This window comes from Vibrio sp. PSi01, from assembly GCF_054960695.1.
Genome location: NZ_JBHNYN010000014.1, coordinates 32,434 through 55,445, shown reverse-complemented (window position 1 = coordinate 55,445; position 23,012 = coordinate 32,434). Strand labels below are relative to the sequence as shown.

At 46.6% G+C, this 23,012-nt stretch carries 11 protein-coding genes; 4 read left to right on the top strand and 7 right to left on the bottom strand.

What is annotated here, in order from left to right:
• Nucleotides 1–16: 16 nt before the first annotated feature.
• Genes ACFI6G_RS16870 through ACFI6G_RS16855 form a run of 4 tightly spaced genes read right to left on the bottom strand, consistent with a single transcriptional unit; the run spans nt 17 to nt 16,030 of the window.
• Nucleotides 17–5,965, bottom strand: a complete 5,949-nt coding sequence (locus ACFI6G_RS16870) for a hotdog fold thioesterase (protein WP_462710358.1) — start codon at nt 5,963–5,965, stop codon at nt 17–19.
• The gene (locus ACFI6G_RS16865; RefSeq protein WP_016789156.1) at nt 5,962–8,004 is read right to left on the bottom strand and encodes a PfaB family protein; all 2,043 of its coding nucleotides are present in this window, start codon (nt 8,002–8,004) and stop codon (nt 5,962–5,964) included. Before ACFI6G_RS16865 ends, ACFI6G_RS16870 begins: the two co-directional genes overlap by 4 nt.
• Entirely contained in the window at nt 8,004–15,839 is a 7,836-nt protein-coding gene (locus ACFI6G_RS16860) for a phosphopantetheine-binding protein (RefSeq protein ID WP_462710357.1), read from the bottom strand. The genes ACFI6G_RS16865 and ACFI6G_RS16860 overlap by 1 nt, the downstream gene beginning before the upstream one ends.
• Nucleotides 15,839–16,030, bottom strand: coding sequence for a hypothetical protein (locus ACFI6G_RS16855; RefSeq protein WP_022570833.1), 192 nt, complete (start codon nt 16,028–16,030; stop codon nt 15,839–15,841). Before ACFI6G_RS16855 ends, ACFI6G_RS16860 begins: the two co-directional genes overlap by 1 nt.
• 529 nt (nt 16,031–16,559) lie before the next feature.
• On the opposite strand from ACFI6G_RS16855, the gene ACFI6G_RS16850 reads away from it, so the two are divergent.
• On the top strand, nt 16,560–17,393 hold the full coding sequence (locus ACFI6G_RS16850) for a 4'-phosphopantetheinyl transferase family protein (protein WP_016789154.1): 834 nt from the start codon (nt 16,560–16,562) through the stop codon (nt 17,391–17,393).
• 20 nt (nt 17,394–17,413) lie between these two features.
• Here ACFI6G_RS16850 and ACFI6G_RS16845 read toward each other — a convergent pair whose 3' ends face one another.
• A complete protein-coding gene (locus ACFI6G_RS16845; protein ID WP_016767075.1) occupies nt 17,414–17,821 on the bottom strand; it encodes a thioesterase family protein in 408 nt (135 codons plus the stop codon).
• A gap of 356 nt (nt 17,822–18,177) precedes the next feature.
• Between ACFI6G_RS16845 and ACFI6G_RS16840 the strand changes: the two genes are divergently transcribed.
• The 3 genes from ACFI6G_RS16840 (at nt 18,178) to ACFI6G_RS16830 (ending at nt 21,358) form a co-directional block, all read left to right on the top strand.
• Nucleotides 18,178–19,173: a TRAP transporter substrate-binding protein gene (locus ACFI6G_RS16840; protein ID WP_016788636.1), complete on the top strand. Its 996-nt coding sequence runs from the start codon at nt 18,178–18,180 to the stop codon at nt 19,171–19,173.
• 65 nt (nt 19,174–19,238) lie between these two features.
• On the top strand, nt 19,239–19,994 hold the full coding sequence (locus ACFI6G_RS16835) for a TRAP transporter small permease (protein ID WP_016789153.1): 756 nt from the start codon (nt 19,239–19,241) through the stop codon (nt 19,992–19,994).
• 2 nt (nt 19,995–19,996) lie between these two features.
• Nucleotides 19,997–21,358, top strand: coding sequence for a TRAP transporter large permease (locus ACFI6G_RS16830; protein ID WP_004736074.1), 1,362 nt, complete (start codon nt 19,997–19,999; stop codon nt 21,356–21,358).
• 33 nt (nt 21,359–21,391) lie between these two features.
• Here ACFI6G_RS16830 and ACFI6G_RS16825 read toward each other — a convergent pair whose 3' ends face one another.
• Together ACFI6G_RS16825 and ACFI6G_RS16820 are read right to left on the bottom strand one after the other, a co-directional pair.
• Nucleotides 21,392–21,565 (bottom strand): hypothetical protein, encoded by a 174-nt coding sequence (locus ACFI6G_RS16825; RefSeq protein WP_016767079.1) that lies wholly within the window; start codon nt 21,563–21,565, stop codon nt 21,392–21,394.
• Nucleotides 21,566–21,643: 78 nt separating this feature from the next.
• Complete coding sequence (locus ACFI6G_RS16820) at nt 21,644–22,993, bottom strand: sigma-54-dependent transcriptional regulator (protein WP_010439492.1); 1,350 nt, start codon at nt 22,991–22,993, stop codon at nt 21,644–21,646.
• Between the last annotated feature and the right edge of the window lie 19 nt (nt 22,994–23,012).

Below are 23,012 nucleotides of genomic sequence, written 5' to 3'. Positions count from 1 at the left end.
TAGTTCTCTGTCAGGCTTATGCTTCTTCGATACAAATCGCGATGTCTTTCACTTCGTAAATACGCAAACCATCTTTGCTCAGGTTTGCGTCGCCAACGATGATGCGTTTGCCGTCTTCGTCTTTGATTGCAGTGATGTGTACATCCAGTGACATCTGTTTGTTCAGAGGGTTAATCTGACCACGGTATTTCCACTTCACTTCAGATTGGATTTGACCAAACTTAGGATTGCGGAAGCCAGCACCAAGATCTTTATTTAGAGCGTAGGTTTGCATCAGTTCGATGATCGCTTCGACACCTAGAGAACCTGGCATTACCGGATCTTGGTGGAAGTGGAACTGGAAGAACCAATCGCTTGGGTCAATCGTACGCTCAGCGTATAGGTAACCCAGACCGTCTTTACCACCATCGCTGGTGATCTGCACCGTATCGATAAAGTTCAAGCGACCGCCAGCCAATTTGTAGTGCTCTTGCACTTGGCCAGTAGCCGAAACGGGTGCATTGAAGTAACGCGTCGTTTTGTCTAACAGATTGATGTTTACATCCGGTGTACGGTTGTTATCAACGTGCCAAGGGTGGGTCACCTTACCGTTGTCCAAACCAAGTTGGTCTTTCAGTGCTGCACCTTTGAAGTAACCAAATACCGCTGTACCTTGGTAGAACGGCACGCCATCGGTGCTCAGTTCGAAGCTAAAGCTCTGTACGATGTTGGTGCCCATCATTACGGTTGAAAGCAGGCGAGAATCGTTGGTGATCGTTTTGCCACGTAAATCGACGTTACGCAGCATTTTGCCGCTGCCGTCTAGGTTACGGAAAAACAGTTCTTCACCTGGGAAGCCCAGAGTGGTGCCCATGTAGCCTGAGATGAAGCCGTTTGGCTGCAATGAAATTTCCATCAATACCGAGTAAGGCATCAAGGTGTGATGGCTGTTTTCATCAAAGTACCATGCGTTTTCTGGCACTTCGTATTCAGCGATACATGATGAAGGCTTTTTGAAGTCACCACGCTTGCCATCGATCTCAACAACACGAGTGGTTAGCTGTAGGTCGCCACACGGAGTACGTGGTGGAATCATGCCACGGTAGATAGAGAAATCAGGACCGAAACATTTCTCAATATCACCAGTCGCGAATTCGAACATGTGATAAGGCGTGAATGGAACCGTATCAGGTGTGCGGTTTGGGTAATCAGGCGTTACCGGAGCTTCAACGTGTTGAAGAGGAACCACACCTTTATTTGGCGCTGTTGCTAGGTCTTCAATTTGCGCCATGAGTGGTGCATTCGCTGAAGCCTGTTGGTTCACTGCTGGCGTTTGAGCAATGTGCTGAACTTCATTCTGCAACGCAGGTGTTGTGATAACCGTTTCAGTCGTCTCTAAAGAAGGCTGGTAACGGGTACATTCGTCGTCTTCTTTGATCATCACACCCAAGTTTTGGAAATCAACAATCACTTTGCCGTTGAGCAAAATATCGATGTTAGCTTTCGCGTATGGGCGAGGGCTTAGACCAATCTCAGTCACTTCCATGCGGTAAGTCAGTTCTGCCGATTGTGGTAGAACTTGACCACGGCAACGTACTTGTTGAGGGGCATTTTCAAGCGGTTGGAAACGGCCATTTTGAACAAGCGTGTGCATGCCAAGGTGCATCATGAAGAATTGCAGTAGTTGACCACAACCTTCTGCCATCAAAGATCCAGCCATTACTGAGTCATCTTTGAAGTGACAAGGGAAGTACCAGTGCTCAGGCTCTAGCTGTTTGTGACCTTCAATCAGACCAAGTCCCCATGTGCCACCTTGTGGTTCAACACGGCTAACCTTTTCGATCATCATGAACTTCTCTGAGCTGAAGCACAAAGAAGGCTGGTGGCTATTGGATTGGTGAGTTGGGCCAAAACACTCTGCGATGTTTGCAGTCAGTAGGTGGCGCAGCTCTTGGTGGTTAAACTGAGTTTTAGGGCAGTGCAGCATAGGGTCGAAGCGTTGCTTAGTTGCCAGCTTACGCGCCTTGATTTCATCTTCAGTGTGAATCACACCCTTGCCGTCTGCTAGCTCTTCATCAGTGAAGAAGCCCGCACAACCGTTGTCCATTTTCAGGATCATCTTGTCGCCAACGAAACACTCGTACGAGAAGAAGAACAGCAACGTATCGCCATTGCGAGCAAAGTTGTTGATTGAGATATCGTAACGCAGCGTATCGCCACCACGAGGCAAGTCGCCAAGGAAGGTCAGCGTACAATCAAGCAGGCGATAAACACGCTCGCCTTTGTTTTCAAAATCAATGCCTAAGTAGCTGATCAGCATTAGGTCACACTGACCAGATTCTACCGCAACAGCCCAAGGGATCTGGCCATCAACAAGATACGGCGCATCAACAGGAATGTCGTATTCGGTAGTCATTGTGCTTGGCTTGTACTCGTTGACGGTCGCGTTGAGCTTGGTTACACGAGATACCAATAGGTAGTCGGTAGTTGGCAAGCGAACGCGGCGCGAGTAGCTATCGATGATCGCGTAATCAGGGCCAAATACGTTGGCGATGTCGCCTTCAGCGTATTCAACCAGATCATCATAATCCCAGATACATGGCTTACGGATAGGTTTTACTGGTGTTGACTGAACCTGAGCTGGTTGAGCTTGAACAGGCTGAACTGATGTTTGTTGACCATTCGTTTGTTGAGAAATGGCATTGTTCTCTAAACCAGACGTAACGGCGTTTAGCTGTGCTTTTAATAGTGCATCAGCCATCTGCATGCCTTGGGCACGAGTGTGCAAGAATGCTTTGTGCACTTGCTGCGCTGCTTGCTGGTTTTGAGCAAAAGCTTGGTTGTGTGGTGTTACAGACGGCTGTGATGCTGCATCCGTATTAGCGTTGATGTTTGATACGCCATTTTTAGCGGATAGGACATGAGTCATATTGCTGTGGTTACCTGTTAGCTGACTGTGGCGAGTTGGCGCCAGAGTAGGGGATACTGATGTAGGAGTTTCGATTGCTGGCTCTACCGCGTTCTGCGCTAATGCTTTCTTCTCTAACTCTTTTTGCACAAGAGCTGCTTGAATGCTTGCTGTCGTTGGAACCGACGCCACTCTTGCTGCTTGTTTACCAGAAGCTTTCTGTTGAATCGTTGCTAAGTTAGTCACTGGGGTTTGGGCAATATGTTGATAGATATCGCGACCACCGAGAGTCACTTGCTTAACCAATTGACGTTTAGCATCACTCGCCAGTTCACTGCTTAAACGAACCGATAGTGATTGAGATTCAACACTCGACTGGCTTATTAGCAGCTGTGAACATTGTCCTTCGCTGATGTTGGCAACAATCGCGTTCTTAGAGCTGACATTTGGATTCAGAGACTCAAGGTTCAGGTTGAGCAGACCGTGTAGCAGGCTTGCCATGCCAGAAGCTGCGGAGCAGTGCCCAACACGTAGACTCGCTTGAGTCGTCCTTGTGCTCGCTAAACTTAGAGACGAAGACTGATATGACGAAGACTGATGTAATGAAGATTCAGGTGCATGGTTAAGCTCAAGCAGAGAAACATCGTTCGAGCTCATACCGACTTGAGTCAATAACTCATCAGCCACGGCGTTGTTATTCTCGCTTGAACCAAAGGCCAATGCGTTGATGCTGCCGTAAGCAGCGTCTTGGTTGCGCGCTACTCGGCTTTCTTCAACAAGAACAATTGCACCTGCGCCTTCGCCCACATTCCAACTACCGTCTTGCGGTTGTCCGAATTTTGGAGCAAGTGACACTGGGCTGACGCTGTTCTTCAGAATCACATGTTCTGCACTGCCACTAAGGTCAACGGCTGCAATCACGACTGCGTCCATTGATTCTTGCGACATTAGGTTTTGCGCGACATCGATACAACGAGCAACCGACTGTTCAGCGGCTGAAATCGTAAAGGCAGGGCCGTTAAAGTCCCACAGTGAAGAGATACGCGAAGCCATGATGTTACCAATGAAACTGGTGTATTGGTTCAGCTTGGCTGCGTCCATCACACTGTCCATCGCGATGGTTTCTAGCGATTGGTATTCATCTTGTGTTAGCTCAATCCCCATGTTGGTAAAGCTGTCAGCCAATTGGCTATGCAGGTTTACGCGTCCACGGAATTGGTGCATTTCAAGCTCTGTTTCCATCGCTACCAGTACTGCAACCTTTTGGCCTGCCACGAGCTTGGCGTCTTTGATGGCTTCGTCTGCAACTTTCATCAGTAGCAACTGCTGAGAGATCAAACGGTCATCTTCATTCGGCGGCACTTTGAAGCGTAGGAAATCGAGATCGAATTGATCGATGTACGCTCCGTTTGGAATACCATGTAAACCAAACTGATTCAGTAGTTCTAGATGTTGGTCTAAGCCTTTCCAGCGTTTCTTAGGCAAAGCAATGAAAGCATCGTTGTTGGTCTCAATCGCAGTGCTTAGCGTCTTGATACTTTGCAGAGAACCGAAGTGAGACGCGAGACCAGTAATGCTTAAATTAGACGGCTGTAGGCTTGGAGACGCTGACTCTAGAGTCTGGTTTACATGACTGGTGTCTGAATACGCTTCAAGCAGTAAGTGAGCATTACAACCACCGAAACCAAATACAGAAACACCCGCACAGCGCTCTGGGTTGCCCGCTTTACTTGGCCAAGGTTGAACCTGCGTTGGCAGGGTCTGTGAACCAAATAAACCTTCTGGCGACGATAGTGGCTTGTCCAAATTAATACTTGGAGGAAGCACTCCTTCTTTCATCGCAAAGATCATCTTCATGATCCCCGGCATGCCGGCTGCAGTCAGCAAGTGACCGAGGTTGGACTTCGCAGAGCCAATCAATGGCGGATTAGAACCATTCAATTTGTCAGCAAAGAAACGCTCCATTGAGGTTAACTCAACCTTGTCACCTAATGGTGTGCCGGTTGCGTGACACTCAATCACCTCAATGCTGTCTGGTGTTAGGTTTGATGCTTCGTAAGCGCGTTCAAAGGCTTGGACTTGCCCTTTGCTATTTGGGCTTAATACGAACTGACCACGACCATCGTTCGACAAGCCAATACCGCTGACGACTGCGTAAATGTTGTCGCCATCACGCTCTGCATCAGCTAAGCGTTTTAGGACTAAAACACCGGCACCTTCGCCAGCAAATAGACCTTTACTGTTGCTATCAAACGGAACCGACACACCGTGGTCAGGGTAAGCGTGGAAAATGGAAAAACCCATGTTGATAAAGAATGGGTCAGCACCGGATACCGCGCCTGCCAACATCATGTCGGCCTTGCCCGTATTCAAGTAATCACAGGCTAACTTCAATGAATACACTGAGCTTGCACATGCCGCGTCTAGGCTAAGTTGCACGTTGCCTAGACCCAATGCATCAGCCACTAATTTAGAGGCATTATGTGCTGCAGCACCATTGATAGAGTTGAGGTCTTGCGCGGTTTCATTGGTTGGTAGCAGTGAAAACTGGTCATTAGCTAATTTATCTTTCAGTGCTTTTTCGACCACCGAGTGATACATCGGCAGAAACAGGTCGTTTGAGCGTGTAGTTGGGAACGAAAGGGCACCCATGATCACGCCGGTACGCTCTAAAACATCGGAATTCAGATCAATGCCTGCGTCGACTAACGCCTTACGGCTGGTATCCAAAGCCCATAGGAAACTCTGGTCAACACCGTTGAACGATTCTGCTGTTAAGCGGTAGCCATTGCTATCGAAATTGAAGTTTTCGATGTAGCCGCCTTTGTCACAGTAAAAGCGGTCTGATTCACCTTGCACACCCTGATAGCTTTCAGGCTTAGCACCTAACTTTTCAGCGCTTAATGTGGTCCGAGAATCTTTTTTATTCAGCAAGTTTTGCCAAAAGTCTTTTGGTGTATCCGCTTCTGGGTATTGGTTAGCAATACCAACAATCGCGATCTTATTGCACTTCACTTGCTGCTTATTCTTAGCTTGAGCCTGAGCTTGATCTTGAGATGGCTTCGATTGAGAACTCATACTAGCTCTCCTTGATGATTCACTGCGCTGCCTTGAGATACACCACTTAATTGCTTAGCGGCGGTGACCTGTTGTTCTAGCCCTTGAATAATTGGCTCGACAGACAATGGAATTTGATGAGTAATGAGCTGACCAATGCACTTGATGAGCGTGACAATATCGTCACCACCTTTGGCATTGGAAGCGATTGTGCAGTATTGGTCGGCTACGTTGTCGCTACGATTGATCTTGTCGATCAATGTGCTAGTTTGACGATCGGCACCGACTTCTACAAACAGGCGAGCACCTTGTTGACGTGCACTCTGGATCAACGCGGTGAAATCCAGCGTTGAACAGAAAGTGTCGGCAATCGAAAGGGCGATGCTGTCGCTGTCGATATTGATTGGTGCGCCAGTCGGTAGACCTGCTGCGCTGATAAAGCGGATATGCTTTGGCAACTCGTCGAACAGTGGTTGCGTGTAAAACTCTTGCACTTGGCTATGCTGGCTCAACGCTGGCGTGGTGTGCATTGCAGTAACACGGTTAGCGGCAATGCCACGTTTACCCAGTTTCTTGAGCAATGCACGACATGAGCTTTCACAACCTGCTAGCACGCAAGTATCACCTTGGATGATAGCGAGATAAGCACGCGGAAACTCTGGTAACAGAGCCTCAATCGCTTGCGCATCACTGCGAACCACAAAGCTGTTCCATTGGATGCTTTCGTCGTCGTTCAGCTGCCAATCTTGACGCACTGCGGTGAGTTCACCAGAAATAGCCGTCGTGAAAATAGGGCTAGTTTGAGTCATCTCAATCAGCGCATGTGGGTTTTTCCAAACATTTAAGCTCGCCCACATGGAGGCTTCACCCTTGGAGTAACCCAAAGCGAAATCTGGCTGTACTTTGAATTCATCACATAGCAGTTGTGTTAACAGATAACTACTGCCGACACCGGCAATTGCCAGTTCACTGAGCGACATTTCTTGCGCGTCGTCAGCGTAGGTTTTTTCAGCCTGTAGCATCTCTTTCAAGTTACCTTCGCGTTCTAAGCGAGCAAATAACTGTGGGAAATGGTGGTGAAATTCGCGCAACATACCGGGATAAACCGTGCCAACACCAGGGTAAACAAATGTAACGCCACCTTTGCTTTGAGGCTTCGGTGAGAAACAACTGCCCGCTGGCGTTTTGTATTGGCTATTGTCAGCCATTACTTTTGGCAACGCATTTTCTAGCGCAGTGATCTCTTGTATTGCAGCCTCAATTGAAGCCGCTTGAATCACGATGTTCGCACCAACGCCAGCATTGTGCTGAACGCTTTGGAAGTGGCTTAGGTTTGAATGCATCAAGTTGGCGATAGCAAGTTCGCTGTCCGCAGAATCGCTAATGCATTTAAGCTCTTCTCTTAACGAGGTTAACTTAGAAACCAATTCAACTTGGTCATTGCCAGAAACCACAAACATCAAACGTTCGCTGGATAGCAGTGGCTTTGGTTCTTGCAAACCGGTTGCTTGAGTCAATATCAGGCTGGTGGATTTCTTGTTTTTTTCGCTGAAGGTTAACGCAGCAACACGTGCTTTGTTCGGCTCAGTGAACCAGTAATGGTTAGGTAATGAACGGCTCGATATCGCCTCAACTATATTCACCAACTCATCAAACTGCTGCGAAGCAGAAAGTGCAGAATATTGTTGTTGATGGCTTAAGTCTGAAGCGGGGCGGCGTGACATCTCTAGAGCAAGCTGAACGCTATCTCCATTATTTAGATCGAGAGCTTCGACAAAGCCCGCTAAATTCGCGTGTGGGTGAATCTTATTCTGAGCAGCGATCAGCGCACTCAACATCAACAATGATGGTGAGTGAGAATCCAAACAAAGCTTAACCATACTGCCTTGATTGACTGCCTCAATCGCTTGAGTAAGTGCTTGATTAAAATTGCCATCAACCACAACAGTCATTATGTCTGGGAACGAGGGGAATAAGTCGGCAGAAAGCTCAGCCGCATTTGCTGGCTGAGCTAAAAGAGCGATGCGTAATGGCATCGCTTTATTAGAAGGAACAGTCACTATGACAATTGCTCCTTTTCTGGGTTCTTAGTCGCTTCTTTCTTCGATACTGCTGAGCTAGACTTCGGCAAAAATGCGTCGTTTAAGCTCTTGCTGATGGTGACTTTTGCACCTTTCATTACTGCGCTTAAACGACCATCTTGGTGGTAAAGCGAGATATCAGCTTGCAGCGAACGAGCCGTGCTTTTTATCACGCTCAGCTCTAGCCAACCTTGGTCACCATTGTGCATCGGTGCGTAACAAATAAACTCACCGATTGCAGACGGTAGGCTTGCCGCGCCGTATTTCAATCGAGCCCACACCAACATGGCTTGCAACAGATAATCTTCAGCAAATGGCTGGCTATCGCCAAAACCTTGCTTAGGAATAAATGATCCGCAGTCGCTGTTTTCAATCTGAGGCAACTGGCATTGAGCCAATAAGCCTAAGTAGTCAAAGCGTTCAACTGAGGTAATACCTTGCAGTCTTGGTCCGTGAAACAGAGTGCCGTCACTGTATAGAACTTGTGCCGTTGTTACAGGTGCTGAAGTGTTGGCCTCAAAGCGTTTTACTGACGCTTGTTGAACATCTTCAGACACTTGCATAGAGGCAACTTGCAACTGAGCTTGATACTGTGGTCGCCCTTGGCAACTGATCACCGCTTTTAGCTGATCTTTTGATTTAGCATCAGAAGAAAGAACCAGTTTCAGCTCTTGCACTTCATCGGTATCAAAAATCACACCTTTCAGCAGTTTGTAGTTGTGAACGCTAACGTTCACCCCTAACAGTTGCTCTGCGACTTCACGCATCCATTGGATGGCACACACTGTCGGTAACACTGGGTTACCGGCAATGCAGTGATCTTGAATGAAAGGCAATGCCTTTGGATCAAGATGACGTGTCACAGTGATGTTTGTATTCAGCGGACTCTTTGCAAGATGCACAGACTCCGCATTAAGCTTTTTTACAGCAGCTTCCTTGTTGTCAGAACCTTGCATGCTCGTACCAACCAGCAATTGAATGCCAGTTTCGTTCAGTAGTTGAGAACTAAATAGCTCTGCACCCGCCTGAAGAGGAATCACGTACACACCGCGCTCTGTAAACATACGTTTCAGTGCTGCGTTTACCATGCCACCGTCCCACGGTCCCCAGTTGAAGCTCATCACTTTTGCTTGAGGGTTACGAGCAGACAGCTGCAGAGCCGCTTTGTTTAGGATCTCGTTAGACATCGAGTAATCACTTTGGCCTGTGTTTCCGTAGAAACCCGCCGCCGAAGAGAACATCGCAATCAGTTTTAGCTTGCTGCTATCAAGACCACCAAGAACCGCTTCTAGTCCGCCCACTTTCGTGCCGTAAACCATGTTCAGTTCATCAAGTGTTTTATCTTGAATGTGCTTGTCAGCTAGTACGCCTGCACCGTGGATAAGACCTGTGATGCCTTCGAAATTCGCCAGCGTTTTTGCTACTGACTCATGGTTCGATACATCTAGGCTTAGGTATTCAGCACTCGCGCCAATCTCGTTGAAAGCGGCAAGTGCTGCGTTTATTTCAAGGCTGCTCAATACCGGTTTTAGCAAGGCATCAACTTTTTTCGGCGTTGGCTTATCACCCGTCGCTTGTAGGTGAGCGATAGCCGCTGGTTTTAGCTCTTTCTCTTGCTTGCCTTGTGCCCACTGAGGTAGCTCAGCTGAAGTAATATGCTTACTACGACCTGCAAGAATGAAGTGAGACTTACATTGCTTAGCAAGCGTCAGTGCACATTCAAACGTCACGCCTTTAGCGCCACCCGTCACCAGAACTTTGTCGCTCTTGGTGAGTTGAGCGCCTGTGTTTTTAGTTTGTGCAGCGCCTGGTGTTGTCGCAATCAGTGTTGCACGACCAGATTCACCGTTTTCCGCATGGCTAAGGCCGATTTCAACGGTGTTGGTATCGATATCGAACAGTTCGCCTGTGATAGCTTCAGCTAGGTGACGAGCATCAATAGAAGCGTCAGCATCCAATGCACGGCAGAACACGTTTGACCATTCATGGCTCAGTGTCTTAGTGAGACCAGACAGCGCCGCTTGGTTAAGTTCTGCATTCGCTAATTGCTTAGCATCTAGGTAACCAAAGCCACCATCGATACGGCTTAGTGTGAAGAACACGCTACGACCAGAAACGGCATTCAGTTGGCCATTTAGGTGCTTGGCGAATAAGAACGCTGTCGTCAGTGAAGCTCTTGAGTCTACATTCAAGTTAACCGCTTGCTCGTTGCTTTGTTTAGCATCAACGATAGCTTGTAAATGAATGAAGCCAGCAATCACTTTGTTCGACGTTTTAAGGTCTGCTTCGATGTCGTTAATCACAGCTGTCACACCAGCATCATCGACGCTGTTGAGTGTGTAGCTTGCGATTTCACTGTTTAAAGGTGACGCGGCAGAAAGAGCACTACGCACTACAGCAACTTGAATGCCGTTAGCGGTCAACTTTTCTGCTAGAACACCAGCGTTGTGACCATCATCTGTGATCACGACACAAGCGTCTTTTGAGAAACAATCGACGAGTTTATCTGCCGCTGGTAGCTTTTTTAGCGCTACCTCATTGTGTGGAGGAAGTTCCGCTGTCGCTGTTTCTGCGATAGGCGTTACTGATTCAGCTTTAGCAGTCGCTACAGGTGCAGCAGCGGATAGCTTGCTTTGCATGTAGGTAACGATTTCACCAAGAGTCCGACACTCAGCTAAGTCTTCAGGGTTTAGCTCTGGCAGCGTTGGTAGCTGGTCTTGAACCGTACCCAAGATCTCAACGCGTTTGATTGAGTCGATACCAAGGTCTGCTTCCATGTCCATCGCTAGGTCGAGCATTTCTGCTGGGTAGCCTGTTTTGTCGGCAACCACTTCCATCATTGTTGATTGAACGTGAGCTGGGTTTAGGTCGTTGCTTGCGCTTTCTACAATTGCCTCTACTTCTGCAGCAGGAGCTACTGTCGCTGCTTCCGAACTAGGAGCTAACTTGCTGTTCATGTAGTCAACGATTTCACCCAGAGTACGACACTCAGCTAGGTCATCAGGATTCAGCTCTGGCAATGTTGGTAGCTGGTCTTGAACCGTACCAAGGATCTCAACACGTTTGATTGAGTCGATGCCAAGGTCAGCTTCCATGTCCATTGCTAGGTCTAGCATTTCTGTTGGGTAGCCCGTTTTATCCGCTACTACGCTCAGCATTGTGCCTTGAACTTGTTCTGCGTTTAAACCGTTTGATATTGCTTGTACTGGTGCTGATACTTGAGCCGCTACTGGAGCAGAAGCAGGAAGCTTGCTGTTCATGTAGTCAACAATTTCACCTAGAGTACGACACTCTGCGAGATCTTCAGGGTTTAGCTCTGGAAGAGTCGGTAGCTCGTCTTGAACCGTACCTAGAATTTCAACACGTTTGATTGAGTCGATACCAAGGTCAGCTTCCATGTCCATTGCTAGGTCTAGCATTTCAGTCGGGTAGCCCGTCTTCTCTGCTACTACTTCTAACATGGTTTTTTGAACGACAGCCGCATCTAGACCATTGCTAGCTGTTGCCGGAGCAACTACTGCTGCTTGTGAAGACACGGGAGCCGAAGCTGGAAGCTTGCTGTTCATGTAGTCAACAATCTCGCCAAGAGTGCGACACTCAGCTAAGTCTTCAGGATTTAGCTCTGGAAGAGTAGGCAGTTCATCTTGAACCGTACCAAGAATCTCAACACGCTTGATTGAATCGATACCAAGGTCTGCTTCCATATCCATTTCTAGATCAAGCATTTCCGTTGGGTAACCTGTCTTCTCAGCAACCACTTCTAGCATGGTTTGTTGAACGACTTTCGCATCAAGACCGTTAGCGGCTTGAACAGGAGCGGCTGCGCTTGACTGTGCTGCAACAGGCGCTGATGTTGGCATCTTGCTGTTCATGTAAGTAACGATTTCACCAAGAGTACGACACTCAGCTAAATCTTCAGGGTTCAGCTCAGGTAGATTCGGCATTTCGTCTTGAACGGTACCAAGGATCTCTACGCGCTTGATTGAGTCGATACCAAGGTCTGCTTCCATGTCCATTTCTAGATCAAGCATTTCCGTTGGGTAACCCGTTTTCTCAGCGACCACTTCTAGCATCACTTTTTCAGCATCGGCTGTTTGTACTGCTACAGGTGCAGCTACAGGAGACGGTTGTGCTTTAACTGGCACAGGCTGAGCTGCGACCGGTGCTGCTGCTTGAGCGGCTACTTGTGGAGCAGGAACGGCTTTCTGTAGTGGAGCTTTCTGAGTTGTTGTATTTTGAACCGGAGCAGCTTGAACAGACTGAGCTTGTACAGGAGTCGCTTGTACTTGAGCTACAGGCTGTTGAACGATAGCTGCTGGAGTAGTTGGAGCTTGAATCGCTGGTTGAGCATTTACTGGCGCAACGAAGGTTGGTTGTGCCGTTTGTACTGAACCTTGCGTCAGCATATTAAGTGCTGAGTTGTTGCTGTGCGCTTGCATTTCTAGGTAATGAGCGTGAGCTTTTAGCGTTTCAGCTTGGTGCTGGTGGAACATTTCCATAGAACGCTGAAGGTTCTCAGGAATTGCTACGCCTGCCGTTGCCATTTTCGCTTGCTCAGACATTAAGGTGTTGAATGTGTCACCGTATTGCTGAGGAATCGCCAAGAACTGCTGATGTACTTCTGCTGCTTGTTGTTGAGCATTGAAGAACGACTGCAATGAAGATTCATCAACCGTTACGTTAGACGGGGCTGTTTGAACCACTTGAGGCTGCTGAGCTGTTGTTGCTACTTGTGCGCTTGGTGCTAGAGCAGCTGACTGTTGTACATTTGAAGCTTGAGGAGCAGCCACAGGTACTTCAACGATTTCTGTTTTGATCACTTCTTTTTCCACGATTTTCTCGACTTCAACTTTCACTTCAACAATCTCAGTCTTTTCGGTGACGTTGCCCGAAGCCAATGATTGATCCATTTTCTTACGAGTAGCAGGGCTGATGTAGTTGGTTGCATTCAGCTTGATGTTCATTGGTGATGCCTTCGCAGGTTCAGCAATGTCAGCTTGGTAAGGGTCAATGTTGTCTAATGAAACACCTGCCACGCACAGTTGAACTGCAGCTAAACGAAGCTGTTGGTCACTGTCGCCTTTAGGGCTTGGGTTGATGCTGATTGCGTAAAGCTCTTCGTTCTTATCAGCCAATGTTTTCTCAACCAGCTTTTGAAGAATGTTTTTCGGACCGAACTCAACGAATACACGCGCACCGGCTTCATACATCGCTTCAATTTGCTCGCTGAAACGAACCGATTGCAGCATGTGTTGCTTGAACGCTTTCTTAATCGCTTTCGCGTCTTTGCTGTGCAGTTTGCCCGTTGCGTTCGAGTAAAGCGGCAGCGTTGGAGCGCTGAATGAAGCTTTATCAATTGCAGCAGCAAATGGTTTTTGAGCGTGAGCAACAAGTGGTGTGTGGAAAGCGCCAGATACTGGCAGAGCAATCGCTTTGAAGCCTTGTTCTGTTAGCGCTTGTGCTGCTTGTTGAACCGTCGCAGTTGGACCTGCAATAACCAGTTGAGTCGGAGCGTTGTAGTTGGCAATGCTCACGCCTTCGAATTGGCTGATGCAGCTTTCAACGGCTGGAAGTTTGTCTGCGTCTAAGATGACCGCAAACATAGTACCGCTGTCGCCTTGTTCTGGTGTCGCCGCCATAGCATCGCCACGAGCGAAAGCTAGCTGGTAGTAATCGTCTTGCGAGATAACACCCGATGCACATAACGCGCTTAGCTCACCAAAGCTGTGGCCTGCGACCATGTCTGCTTTGAAGCCAGCTTGAGTCATGATGTCGAACTGACCCATAGACACAGTACCAATCGCACTTTGAGCATTGGCCGTGTTGGTTAACACCGCTTCTTGAGCTTTGGTTGCTTCTGGTGTGAAGGTTGGAATTGGGAACAGAATTTGCGACAGAGCCGTTTTCTTGTGCTGACCAAATACTTGATCCGCTTGAGCAAGCTGTTGACGCATCTCTGGGTAGTGACACGCAAGTTCGCGACCCATGTTGAGGTATTGCGAACCTTGACCTGCAAATAGCGCTGCCACTTTACCTGCACTATTTTCTGCAATCAGTGCCGACTCACGGTAGCTAGTACCGTTTGGCATCTGCCAATGTGTTTTGGTTTGGCTCTCAAGCATAGAAACTGCTTGAGTCAGTTGCGCTTGAAGGTCTGCTTGGTCAGTTACAACTAAACCAAGGCGAGCGTGCTTAGCGTCTACTTCGCGTAGAGCGTGCTGCTCAGCAAGCGCTTCTAGCTTGAACGCAGCGTCTGCAGCTTGTGTTGAAACCTGCTTGAGCTCATTGATCAATGCTTGACGAGATTCTGCGCTGAATAACAGAGTTTGCGGTACTTGGCGTTGACGGTATTTGTCACCGCGAGCGTGCTCAGGTGTGTACTCTTCCAATACCACGTGGAAGTTAGTACCACCAAAACCAAATGAGCTGATACCTGCACGGCGTGGTGTGCCGTCGACACGTTTCATCCAAGGACGAGTTTGTGTGTTTAGGTAGAACGGTGAGTTCTCGATATCCAGCTTAGGATTCGGAGCCGATACGTTGATCGTTGGCGGCAGTACTTTGTGGTGCAGTGCTAATGCAGCTTTAATTAAACCTGCAGTACCCGCGGTTGATTTAGTGTGACCAATTTGAGATTTCACAGAGCCTAACGCAATGTGTTGCTTCTCTTCATTGTTCTCACTGAATACCGAGTTTAAGCCACCAAATTCAGCCACATCACCTGCAGCAGTGCCTGTACCGTGCGCTTCTAAAAGGCCAAGTGTGTGCGGTGCGAAACCAGCATCATCGTAAGCACGTTTTAGTGCTTTTGCTTGTCCTTCAGGGCGAGGTGCGTAAATACTCTTGAACTTACCATCCGAAGAAGAACCGACACCTTTAATCACTGAGTAAATTCTGTCGCCGTCGCGCTCTGCATCTTCAAGACGCTTAAGAGCAACCATGCCAATGCCTTCACCAATCATCATCCCTTTTGAGTCGATATCGAAAGGTTGAATTGTTTCATTAGTAGTGAATGCTGGTGTTTTAGAGAAGCTCATGTACATGGTTGGTGAGTTATCAGTACACACACCACCTGTGATCATCATTTCACTGCGGCCTTCAACTAGCTCACTTAGAGCCATACGCATTGCGGCTAGAGAACCTGCACACGCAGCGTCTACGACACAGTTGATGCCACCAAGGTCAAAGCGGTTAGCAATACGACCTGAAATTACGTTACCCAATGAACCAGGGAATGAGTTCTCTTCCCAGTGGATGTATTGGTCTTGGAATTTTTTGATCAGCATTTCGCTGTCGTCGTCGCTGATACCACTGCTCTTGAAGACTTTTTTCAAAACAGGGTACTGAAGACGAGCATTTAGGCTTTGAGCGATCTTCTGACCACCACCAACACCGAGCGTGATACCGATCTTATCGCGATCGTAGCCTTCAGGCAGTTTGGCATCTTCAAGTACTTCTTTTGCAACGATCAAAGAAAGCAGCTGTGAAGTATCTGTCAGTTCTAGGATATTTGGCGGAAGACCGAACTCCATTGGGTTGAAGTCTACTTCTGGGATGAAACCACCGCGCTTACAGTAAGACTTGTCTGGCGTAGTACGATCTGAATCGTAGTAATCTTCTGGACGCCAGTGCGTATCTGGTACTTCAGTAATCGCATCGATCTTTTCGCTGATAAGATCCCAAAATTTATTCAGGTAGCGAGAGTTTGCAAACATGCTCGCCATACCAACGATAGCGACAGGCATATCTTTAAGGCGTTTATTCAGTCGAGAATCGTCGACTGGTTCCGGTGTATTTGTCTCGGGTTGGCTCATTATGAGTCTCCACTAGAAATCACAGAAAGTGATGTCGTGTTTTGAGGCTGCGCTTTTAAAGCTATAGAAAGAAAATCTGAAACAGACTTAGGGAAGCGCAGCTGAAAATTCAGGTTGCTGAGTGGCGGCAACCAGATAGAAATTCGTTTTTCGAAGTGCGTTGACTTACGAGAGTAGGGGAGGTGTTTCATGTGCGAAGAGAGCATTCGAATGTGAGGGTCATGTCCATTAAAATCCTGTCCAAAGTACTGCTTTTGTGCAAAGCAGGTATCCGCAAAAAAAACGTGTGAATTTGTTTAATGGTTGAGCAGGCTACCCGAGGTGAGTAGTTGATACAATGCTCCCAGCGGCCACTATGATCTGTTCAGACCAGATGAATCGAATGTGTTTTTGATTTTTGTATTTTTATTGTATTTAACTTATTGATATTTAATGGGTATGAATTGTTTTTTAGTGTTTATACTCTATTTTTTGGCCTAGTGAGATCTATGTCAGGTTTTTGTAAGTAAGGTTTAATAGATGACTGTTTAACAAGGCTGAGTGTGATCTATGTTTTAATTTGTTATTATTTTAAAATCAAGTTCCAAGCTCTCATATGAAGGATGTTTCCTTCCCGATTTCTCTATGTTTATAGCAAATCATAGGTGAGTTAAATTTGTTCGTTTTAATGTTTTTTTGATAGCTTGATGAGAGTGATTTTAATAAATGAGTGCTAGAGATATGGGAATACCGATTGTGGATTTGTGGCTTTGCTCCCTGAGTGATTTACATGATGATATCGATAGCGTGTCGTACTTAAAACAGAGGCTCACGATGGATGAGATAGCCAAAGTTGATCGCTATCGAATGCCCTCATCTCAGGTTCAAGCTTTGTACGTTCGTAACTATCTAAGAAAGGTGTTGTCTTGCTATTCTGATTTGAAGCCAGAAGAGTGGCGGTTTGAATATGGCGAGAAAGGAAAGCCAAGTTTAGTCGCCGAACAGCAACTCAAGACGGGGTTAAATTTCAATATTAGTCATAGCAAAGAACATTTGTTGATTGCAGTTTGCCAGATAGAAGGGAAGCAAGTTCAATTGGGTGTTGATATTGAACACGCAAGAAGTTCGACCAATATCGACTCGATCATGAAGCACTACTTTTCAGATAAAGAATTGGCGGATTTACTTGAGCTCAGCAAAGAAGAACAGAGAGAGCGTTTTTTCGATCTGTGGGCGTTGAAAGAGTCGTACATCAAAGCGACGGGTCATGGGTTAGCCACATCGTTGCGAAGCTTTTCGTTCGAATTCTCCAATCTGACGGAGCAAACATTTCCAATTCACGCTTCGGATTTTCAACCAAACTTGCAAGATGAAATTAGATTGTATCGCGAAATTAGGCTACATAATGGAATCAGGTTGGATTTGGATTCTGCTGAACAAAGCGATGTTTCTACAAGTTGGCAATGTTGCCTAGGGCGATTAGATGACCAGTACCGTTTTGCCGTGACCCTTGGTGGAAATTTGCTACCCATGCAGATAGAGATGAGAACCTTTTCGTTGTCTCATCTCTTTTAAGTTAGTTTGGTGAGACGAAGTTAGCTCGTTTCGCCAAGCATCGCTTTTAATACTTCGGCAGGTACGGGCTGCAGTTGCTTGTCTTTATCTAGGCAAACCATTTCGATATCACCAATCACCGCAGGCTTAGTTGCATCTTTGCGCCACACTTCTTGTCGCCATAGCGTTTTGTATTTTCCATCGAGTTCAAAAGAGGTTCGGATGTCGCAGATCTCAGCGAACTCAACTCCATCTTGAAAAGTCATGTTGGCTTTATAGACCGCAAAACCTAATCCTTGCTCATTCCACAATTCTGCCAGTTTATCGCTACCCAAGACATGTTCGCGCGCACGCTCGAAGTATTTAAGAAAGTTCGGGTGATAAACCACACCTGAGTGATCGGTATCTTCATAGTAAATTTGTACTGGGTGATGGTAGATCTGACTCATTGGTATCAACTCTTGTTAAGTAGTGGAGTGGTAAATCTGGCTAAGTTGTGCAGCACTCTACAGGATAGGTTGAAATTACTTCAAGGCATCATCGGCAATGTGGCTCTTGGTCAGACCTCATTCGGCTGTATCCATTAGTGATACGTTGGTCAACTCCCACCCATTTACAAATATTCTATGTGTCATTTCCCACCCATTAAATTTTGCAAACAACTGGCGACTGATGTTGGCAACTATGATGAAGCCTTGTAGTTAAAGGCTTGTTAATGTTTTGTTTCAACGTGGCGCGCTAATTGCCTTAGTGAAAGCACGCAGTTCCCATTGAAGGGCTGCTTTGTTTACTAAGGAGAATAATAATGTTTAAGCCTCTTACCCTACTGTCTGTATCTGCTCTGGCGCTCACCAGTTTTAATGCTGCTGCAAACTGTGACCCTGGTGAAATCGTGATTAAATTCAGTCATGTAACCAATACCGATAAGCACCCGAAAGGCATCGCCGCTTCTTTACTGGAAGAGCGAGTAAACACGGAAATGAATGGCAAAGCTTGTATGCAAGTTTTCCCTAACTCAACACTTTACGATGATAATAAGGTACTGGAAGCCCTGTTAAATGGTGATGTTCAAATGGCGGCGCCATCGCTGTCTAAATTTGAGAAGTTCACTAAGAAATACCGCATTTTTGACCTTCCTTTTTTATTTGAAGACGTAGAAGCCGTTGATCGTTTCCAAAACTCAGAATCTGGTGAAAAGCTGAAAAATGCAATGAAGCGTCGTGGCCTACAGGGTCTAGCGTTTTGGCACAATGGTATGAAACAGATGTCGGCGAACAAACCTCTTATTAGCCCTGAAGACGCGAAAGGTTTGAAATTCCGTGTTCAAGCATCAGACGTATTGGTGGCTCAGTTTGAACAACTAGGCGCTAATCCACAGAAGATGTCTTTTAAAGAAGTATACGGCGGCCTGCAAACTAAGGTTATCGATGGCCAAGAGAACACATGGTCAAACATCTACGGTAAGAAGTTCTTTGAAGTACAAGACGGCGTAACTGAAACCAATCACGGTATCTTGGATTACCTAGTTGTAACGTCAAACGACTTCTGGAAAGACCTACCTGAAGATGTACGTACACAGCTTGGTACTATCGTTCAAGAAGTATCTGAAACACGTAATGCAGAATCTTCAAAAGTTAACCTAGCGAACAAGAATAACATCATCGAAGCCGGTGGTGAGGTTCGTACACTTACGCCTGAACAGCGTGAAGCATGGGTAGCTGCACTTCAACCAGTATGGAAGAAGTTTGAAAAAGACATCGGTTCAGATCTTATCGATGCAGCGTTAGCTTCAAACCAATAACACCGCTAAGGGAGTGGCGTGCATTTCGCCACTCCTTATTAAAACAATTATAAGCGGAGTCAATTATGGAAAAGCCTCAAATGGAACAACCAAATTCTAGCGAATCAGCACTGGAAACCTCTCTTTTTTCCAAAGTCGGAAGAGTTACGGATGTGATTGAAGAGTCATTAATCGCATTTTTCCTTGGCGCAATGACGCTACTTACTTTTGCCAACGTGGTATTCAGATACGCATTCAATGGCAATATCTTGTGGGCACTAGAACTGACAGTGTTCATGTTCGCTTGGATGGTGTTAGTGGGCGCATCTTATGGCGTTAAAAAACACTTCCACATTGGCGTTGATGTCATCATTAACCTTGCCCCAGAAAAGCTACGTAAAATGTATGCGTTAATTGCCGTTACAAGCTGCCTGGCCTTTTCAATCCTACTTCTTATCGGTTCTTGGAATTATTGGTACCCGTTCGCGACCGATCGTGCATGGTATGAGACCGATGATATTCCAATGCCCGAGATGCTTCAGTTTCTTTCTGACTGGATGAATGAAGGTGAGCGATACGAGAAACTGCCACGTTTTATTCCTTACATGGCACTACCTATTGGTATGGCAATGCTGACGTTCCGATTCATCCAAATCGCTTATCAAGTGGCGACGGGCAAGCTTGACCGCATGATTGCAGGCCATGAAGCCGAAGAAGAGCTGGATGCATTGAAAGCTGATGTGTTGGCGGGTTCTGATGAAGACGCGACAGCGGTATTGGATTCGACTAAGCAAAACAAGGCGAATGAGTCGGGTACAAAATCTAACGGTAAGGAAGACTAATCATGGCAATGTTATTTCTATTTTTAATGGTAATTGCTTTCATGTTGGTCGGTGTACCAATTGCGATTTCCCTTGGTTTATCGAGCGTCATATTCTTGTTGATGCACTCTGATGCGTCACTAGCTTCGGTTGCACAAACGCTGTTTAATGCATTTGCAGGCCACTACACACTCTTAGCGATCCCTTTCTTTATCTTGGCCTCTAGTTTCATGTCTACAGGTGGTGTGGCGAAACGTATTATCCGTTTTGCTATCGCAATGGTCGGCTGGTTCCGCGGCGGTTTAGCGATGGCGTCGGTTGTGGCATGTATGATGTTCGCAGCGTTATCTGGATCGTCTCCAGCAACGGTAGTGGCAATCGGTAGTATTGTTATCGCTGGTATGATCAAAAACGGCTACACAAAAGAGTTCGCGGCAGGGGTTATCTGTAATGCGGGTACTTTGGGTATCTTGATTCCACCGTCAATCGTGATGGTAGTTTACGCTGCGGCGACGGATGTATCTGTAGGTCGTATGTTCCTCGGTGGCGTGATTCCTGGCCTGTTGGCAGGTGTGATGTTGATGATTGCTATCTACATTGCAGCACGTATTAAGAAGATTCCTGCACAGCCTTTTGTGGGCTGGGGTGAGATGTTCGCAGCAGCAAAAGACGCAAGTTGGGGTCTGCTACTGATTGTCATCATTTTGGGTGGTATCTACGGCGGTATCTTTACACCGACGGAAGCGGCGGCTGTTGCAGCGGTATACGCGTTCTTTATTGCCAACTTTATCTATAAAGATATGGGGCCTTTCGCTGACAAGAAGAATACAAAGCCTGCTTTGGTTAAGGTGTTCCAAACCTTCTTCCATAAAGATACCAAAGACACGCTCTATGATGCCGGCAAGTTGACGATCATGCTGCTGTTTATCATTGCCAATGCTCTGATTCTTAAGCATGTACTGACAGAGGAACGCATTCCTCAGATGATCACTGAGTCTATGCTTTCTGCAGGCTTAGGTCCGATCACCTTCTTGATTGTGGTGAACGTTCTACTCTTGATTGGTGGGCAGTTCATGGAGCCATCAGGCTTGCTGATCATCGTAGCACCTTTGGTATTCCCAATTGCAATTGCACTTGGCATCGACCCTATTCACCTAGGTATCATGATGGTGGTGAACATGGAGATAGGGATGATAACGCCGCCTGTGGGGCTTAATCTGTTTGTGACAGCAGGTGTCGCCAAGATGTCGATGATGAACGTGGTGAAAGCGGCATTGCCTTGGGTAGGCGTGATGTTCTTATTCCTGATTATCGTAACTTACGTACCTTGGGTATCAACATGGTTACCAACCACGTTGATGGGGCCAGAAATCATCACTAAGTAGGATGTTATGTCATTTTAAAAAGGTGAGGAGGTATTAAACCTCCTCATCAATATTCCTACCGAAGTTCAAGTAAGAGTCGCTCTGTTGATAGAGGGCTCTTTTTGCTTCTAGTTCCGGCGTGTTTAAGTCGACATGTTGATCGATATAATAAACACCGTCGATCTCCATTGTGTCGGTAATTGATGGAACTTTTGTTTTCTCACCCATAACCATTTTCCTATCAACTTTATTGCATAACATCCTGTTAGCGGTTTAAGTATAGGTGATCTTGCTCGCATATCTAATTTAGTTTTCGCTCTGTCGGTATGACTCTTTCGCAAGTTGATGTTTTTGCATCTTGTCATAGAGGGTTTTGCGCGGAAGTTGAAGCCTTTCCATGGTCTCTTTTATACTGCCGTTACACTCAATAAGTGCTTGCTTTAGAGTGCTTTTCTCAAAGTCAGAGACCAACTCAGCTAGCGATAAATGCTGGTTTGATTCAACGGTGTTGTCTGATAAATGAGAAAGCTTGCCTAAAAGTACAAAACGCTCGGCAGTATTACGTAATTCTCGTACATTTCCGGGCCAATCATGAGCTAAAAGTGCGTGCAGTTCTGTTTGTGGAAGTGCAGGGGCTGTTTTGCCATAACGAGCCGCCGCGACGAGCAAGAAATGGTGAAAGAGTGCAGGTATATCTTCTTGGCGACTTCTTAATGGCGGCAAGTCTAAAGTAACTACATTGAGCCGATAATAGAGATCTTGGCGGAAAGCTCCTTCCTCAGAAGCTTTTTTTAGGTCGACTTTAGTTGCAGCAATCACGCGAATATCGAGCGGTACTAATCCGTTCGAGCCGACTCTTTCAATGACTCGCTCTTGTAATACGCGCAATAGTCGTATTTGCGCCTGCATTGGCATGGATTCTATTTCATCTAAGAATAGGGTGCCGCCTTGCGCAAACTCGAACTTACCTACACGTTTGTTTTCGGCTCCCGTAAAAGCACCTTTTTCATGACCATAGAGCTCACTTTCAATCAGGTTTTCAGGAACGGCGCCACAGTTGACCGCAACAAAGTTTTGCTCTCGGCGACTGCTTTGTTCATGCAGAGAACGAGCAACTAGCTCTTTGCCCGTCCCCGTTTCGCCAAACAATAAAATATCGGCGTTGGTATCGGCAACATGAGTGATGATAGAACGTAGCTCTGTCATAGATTGTGTGTCACCAATGATTCTCGGTCCTAGTGCTTTACTCGCCTTCAATGAGCGCTTGAGTTCTTGGTTTTCGAGAGTTAACTGGCGTTTTTCGATGGCGCGTTTGGTCGTCTCAATTAAGCGTTCATTCGCAAAGGGCTTTTCAATGAAATCATAGGCACCGTTATGGATAGCTTGAACGGCCATTGAGATATCACCATGACCAGTGATCATGATGACCGGGATTTCTTTGTCTTTATGCATGACCGTGCTGAGTAGGTCATGCCCAGAAATACCCGGCAAACAGATATCGGTAATGATCACGTGGGGAAGACCATTTTTCTGGATGGCGATCAGCGCAGATTCTGCATCGGGAAAGAATTCGGCGTCAATCTCGGCAAGTTCAAAGCTTTGCTCAATGGCCATTCTTAGATCGGATTCATCATCAATGAAATAGACGTGACACATAGTTTATTCCTTTACTCTT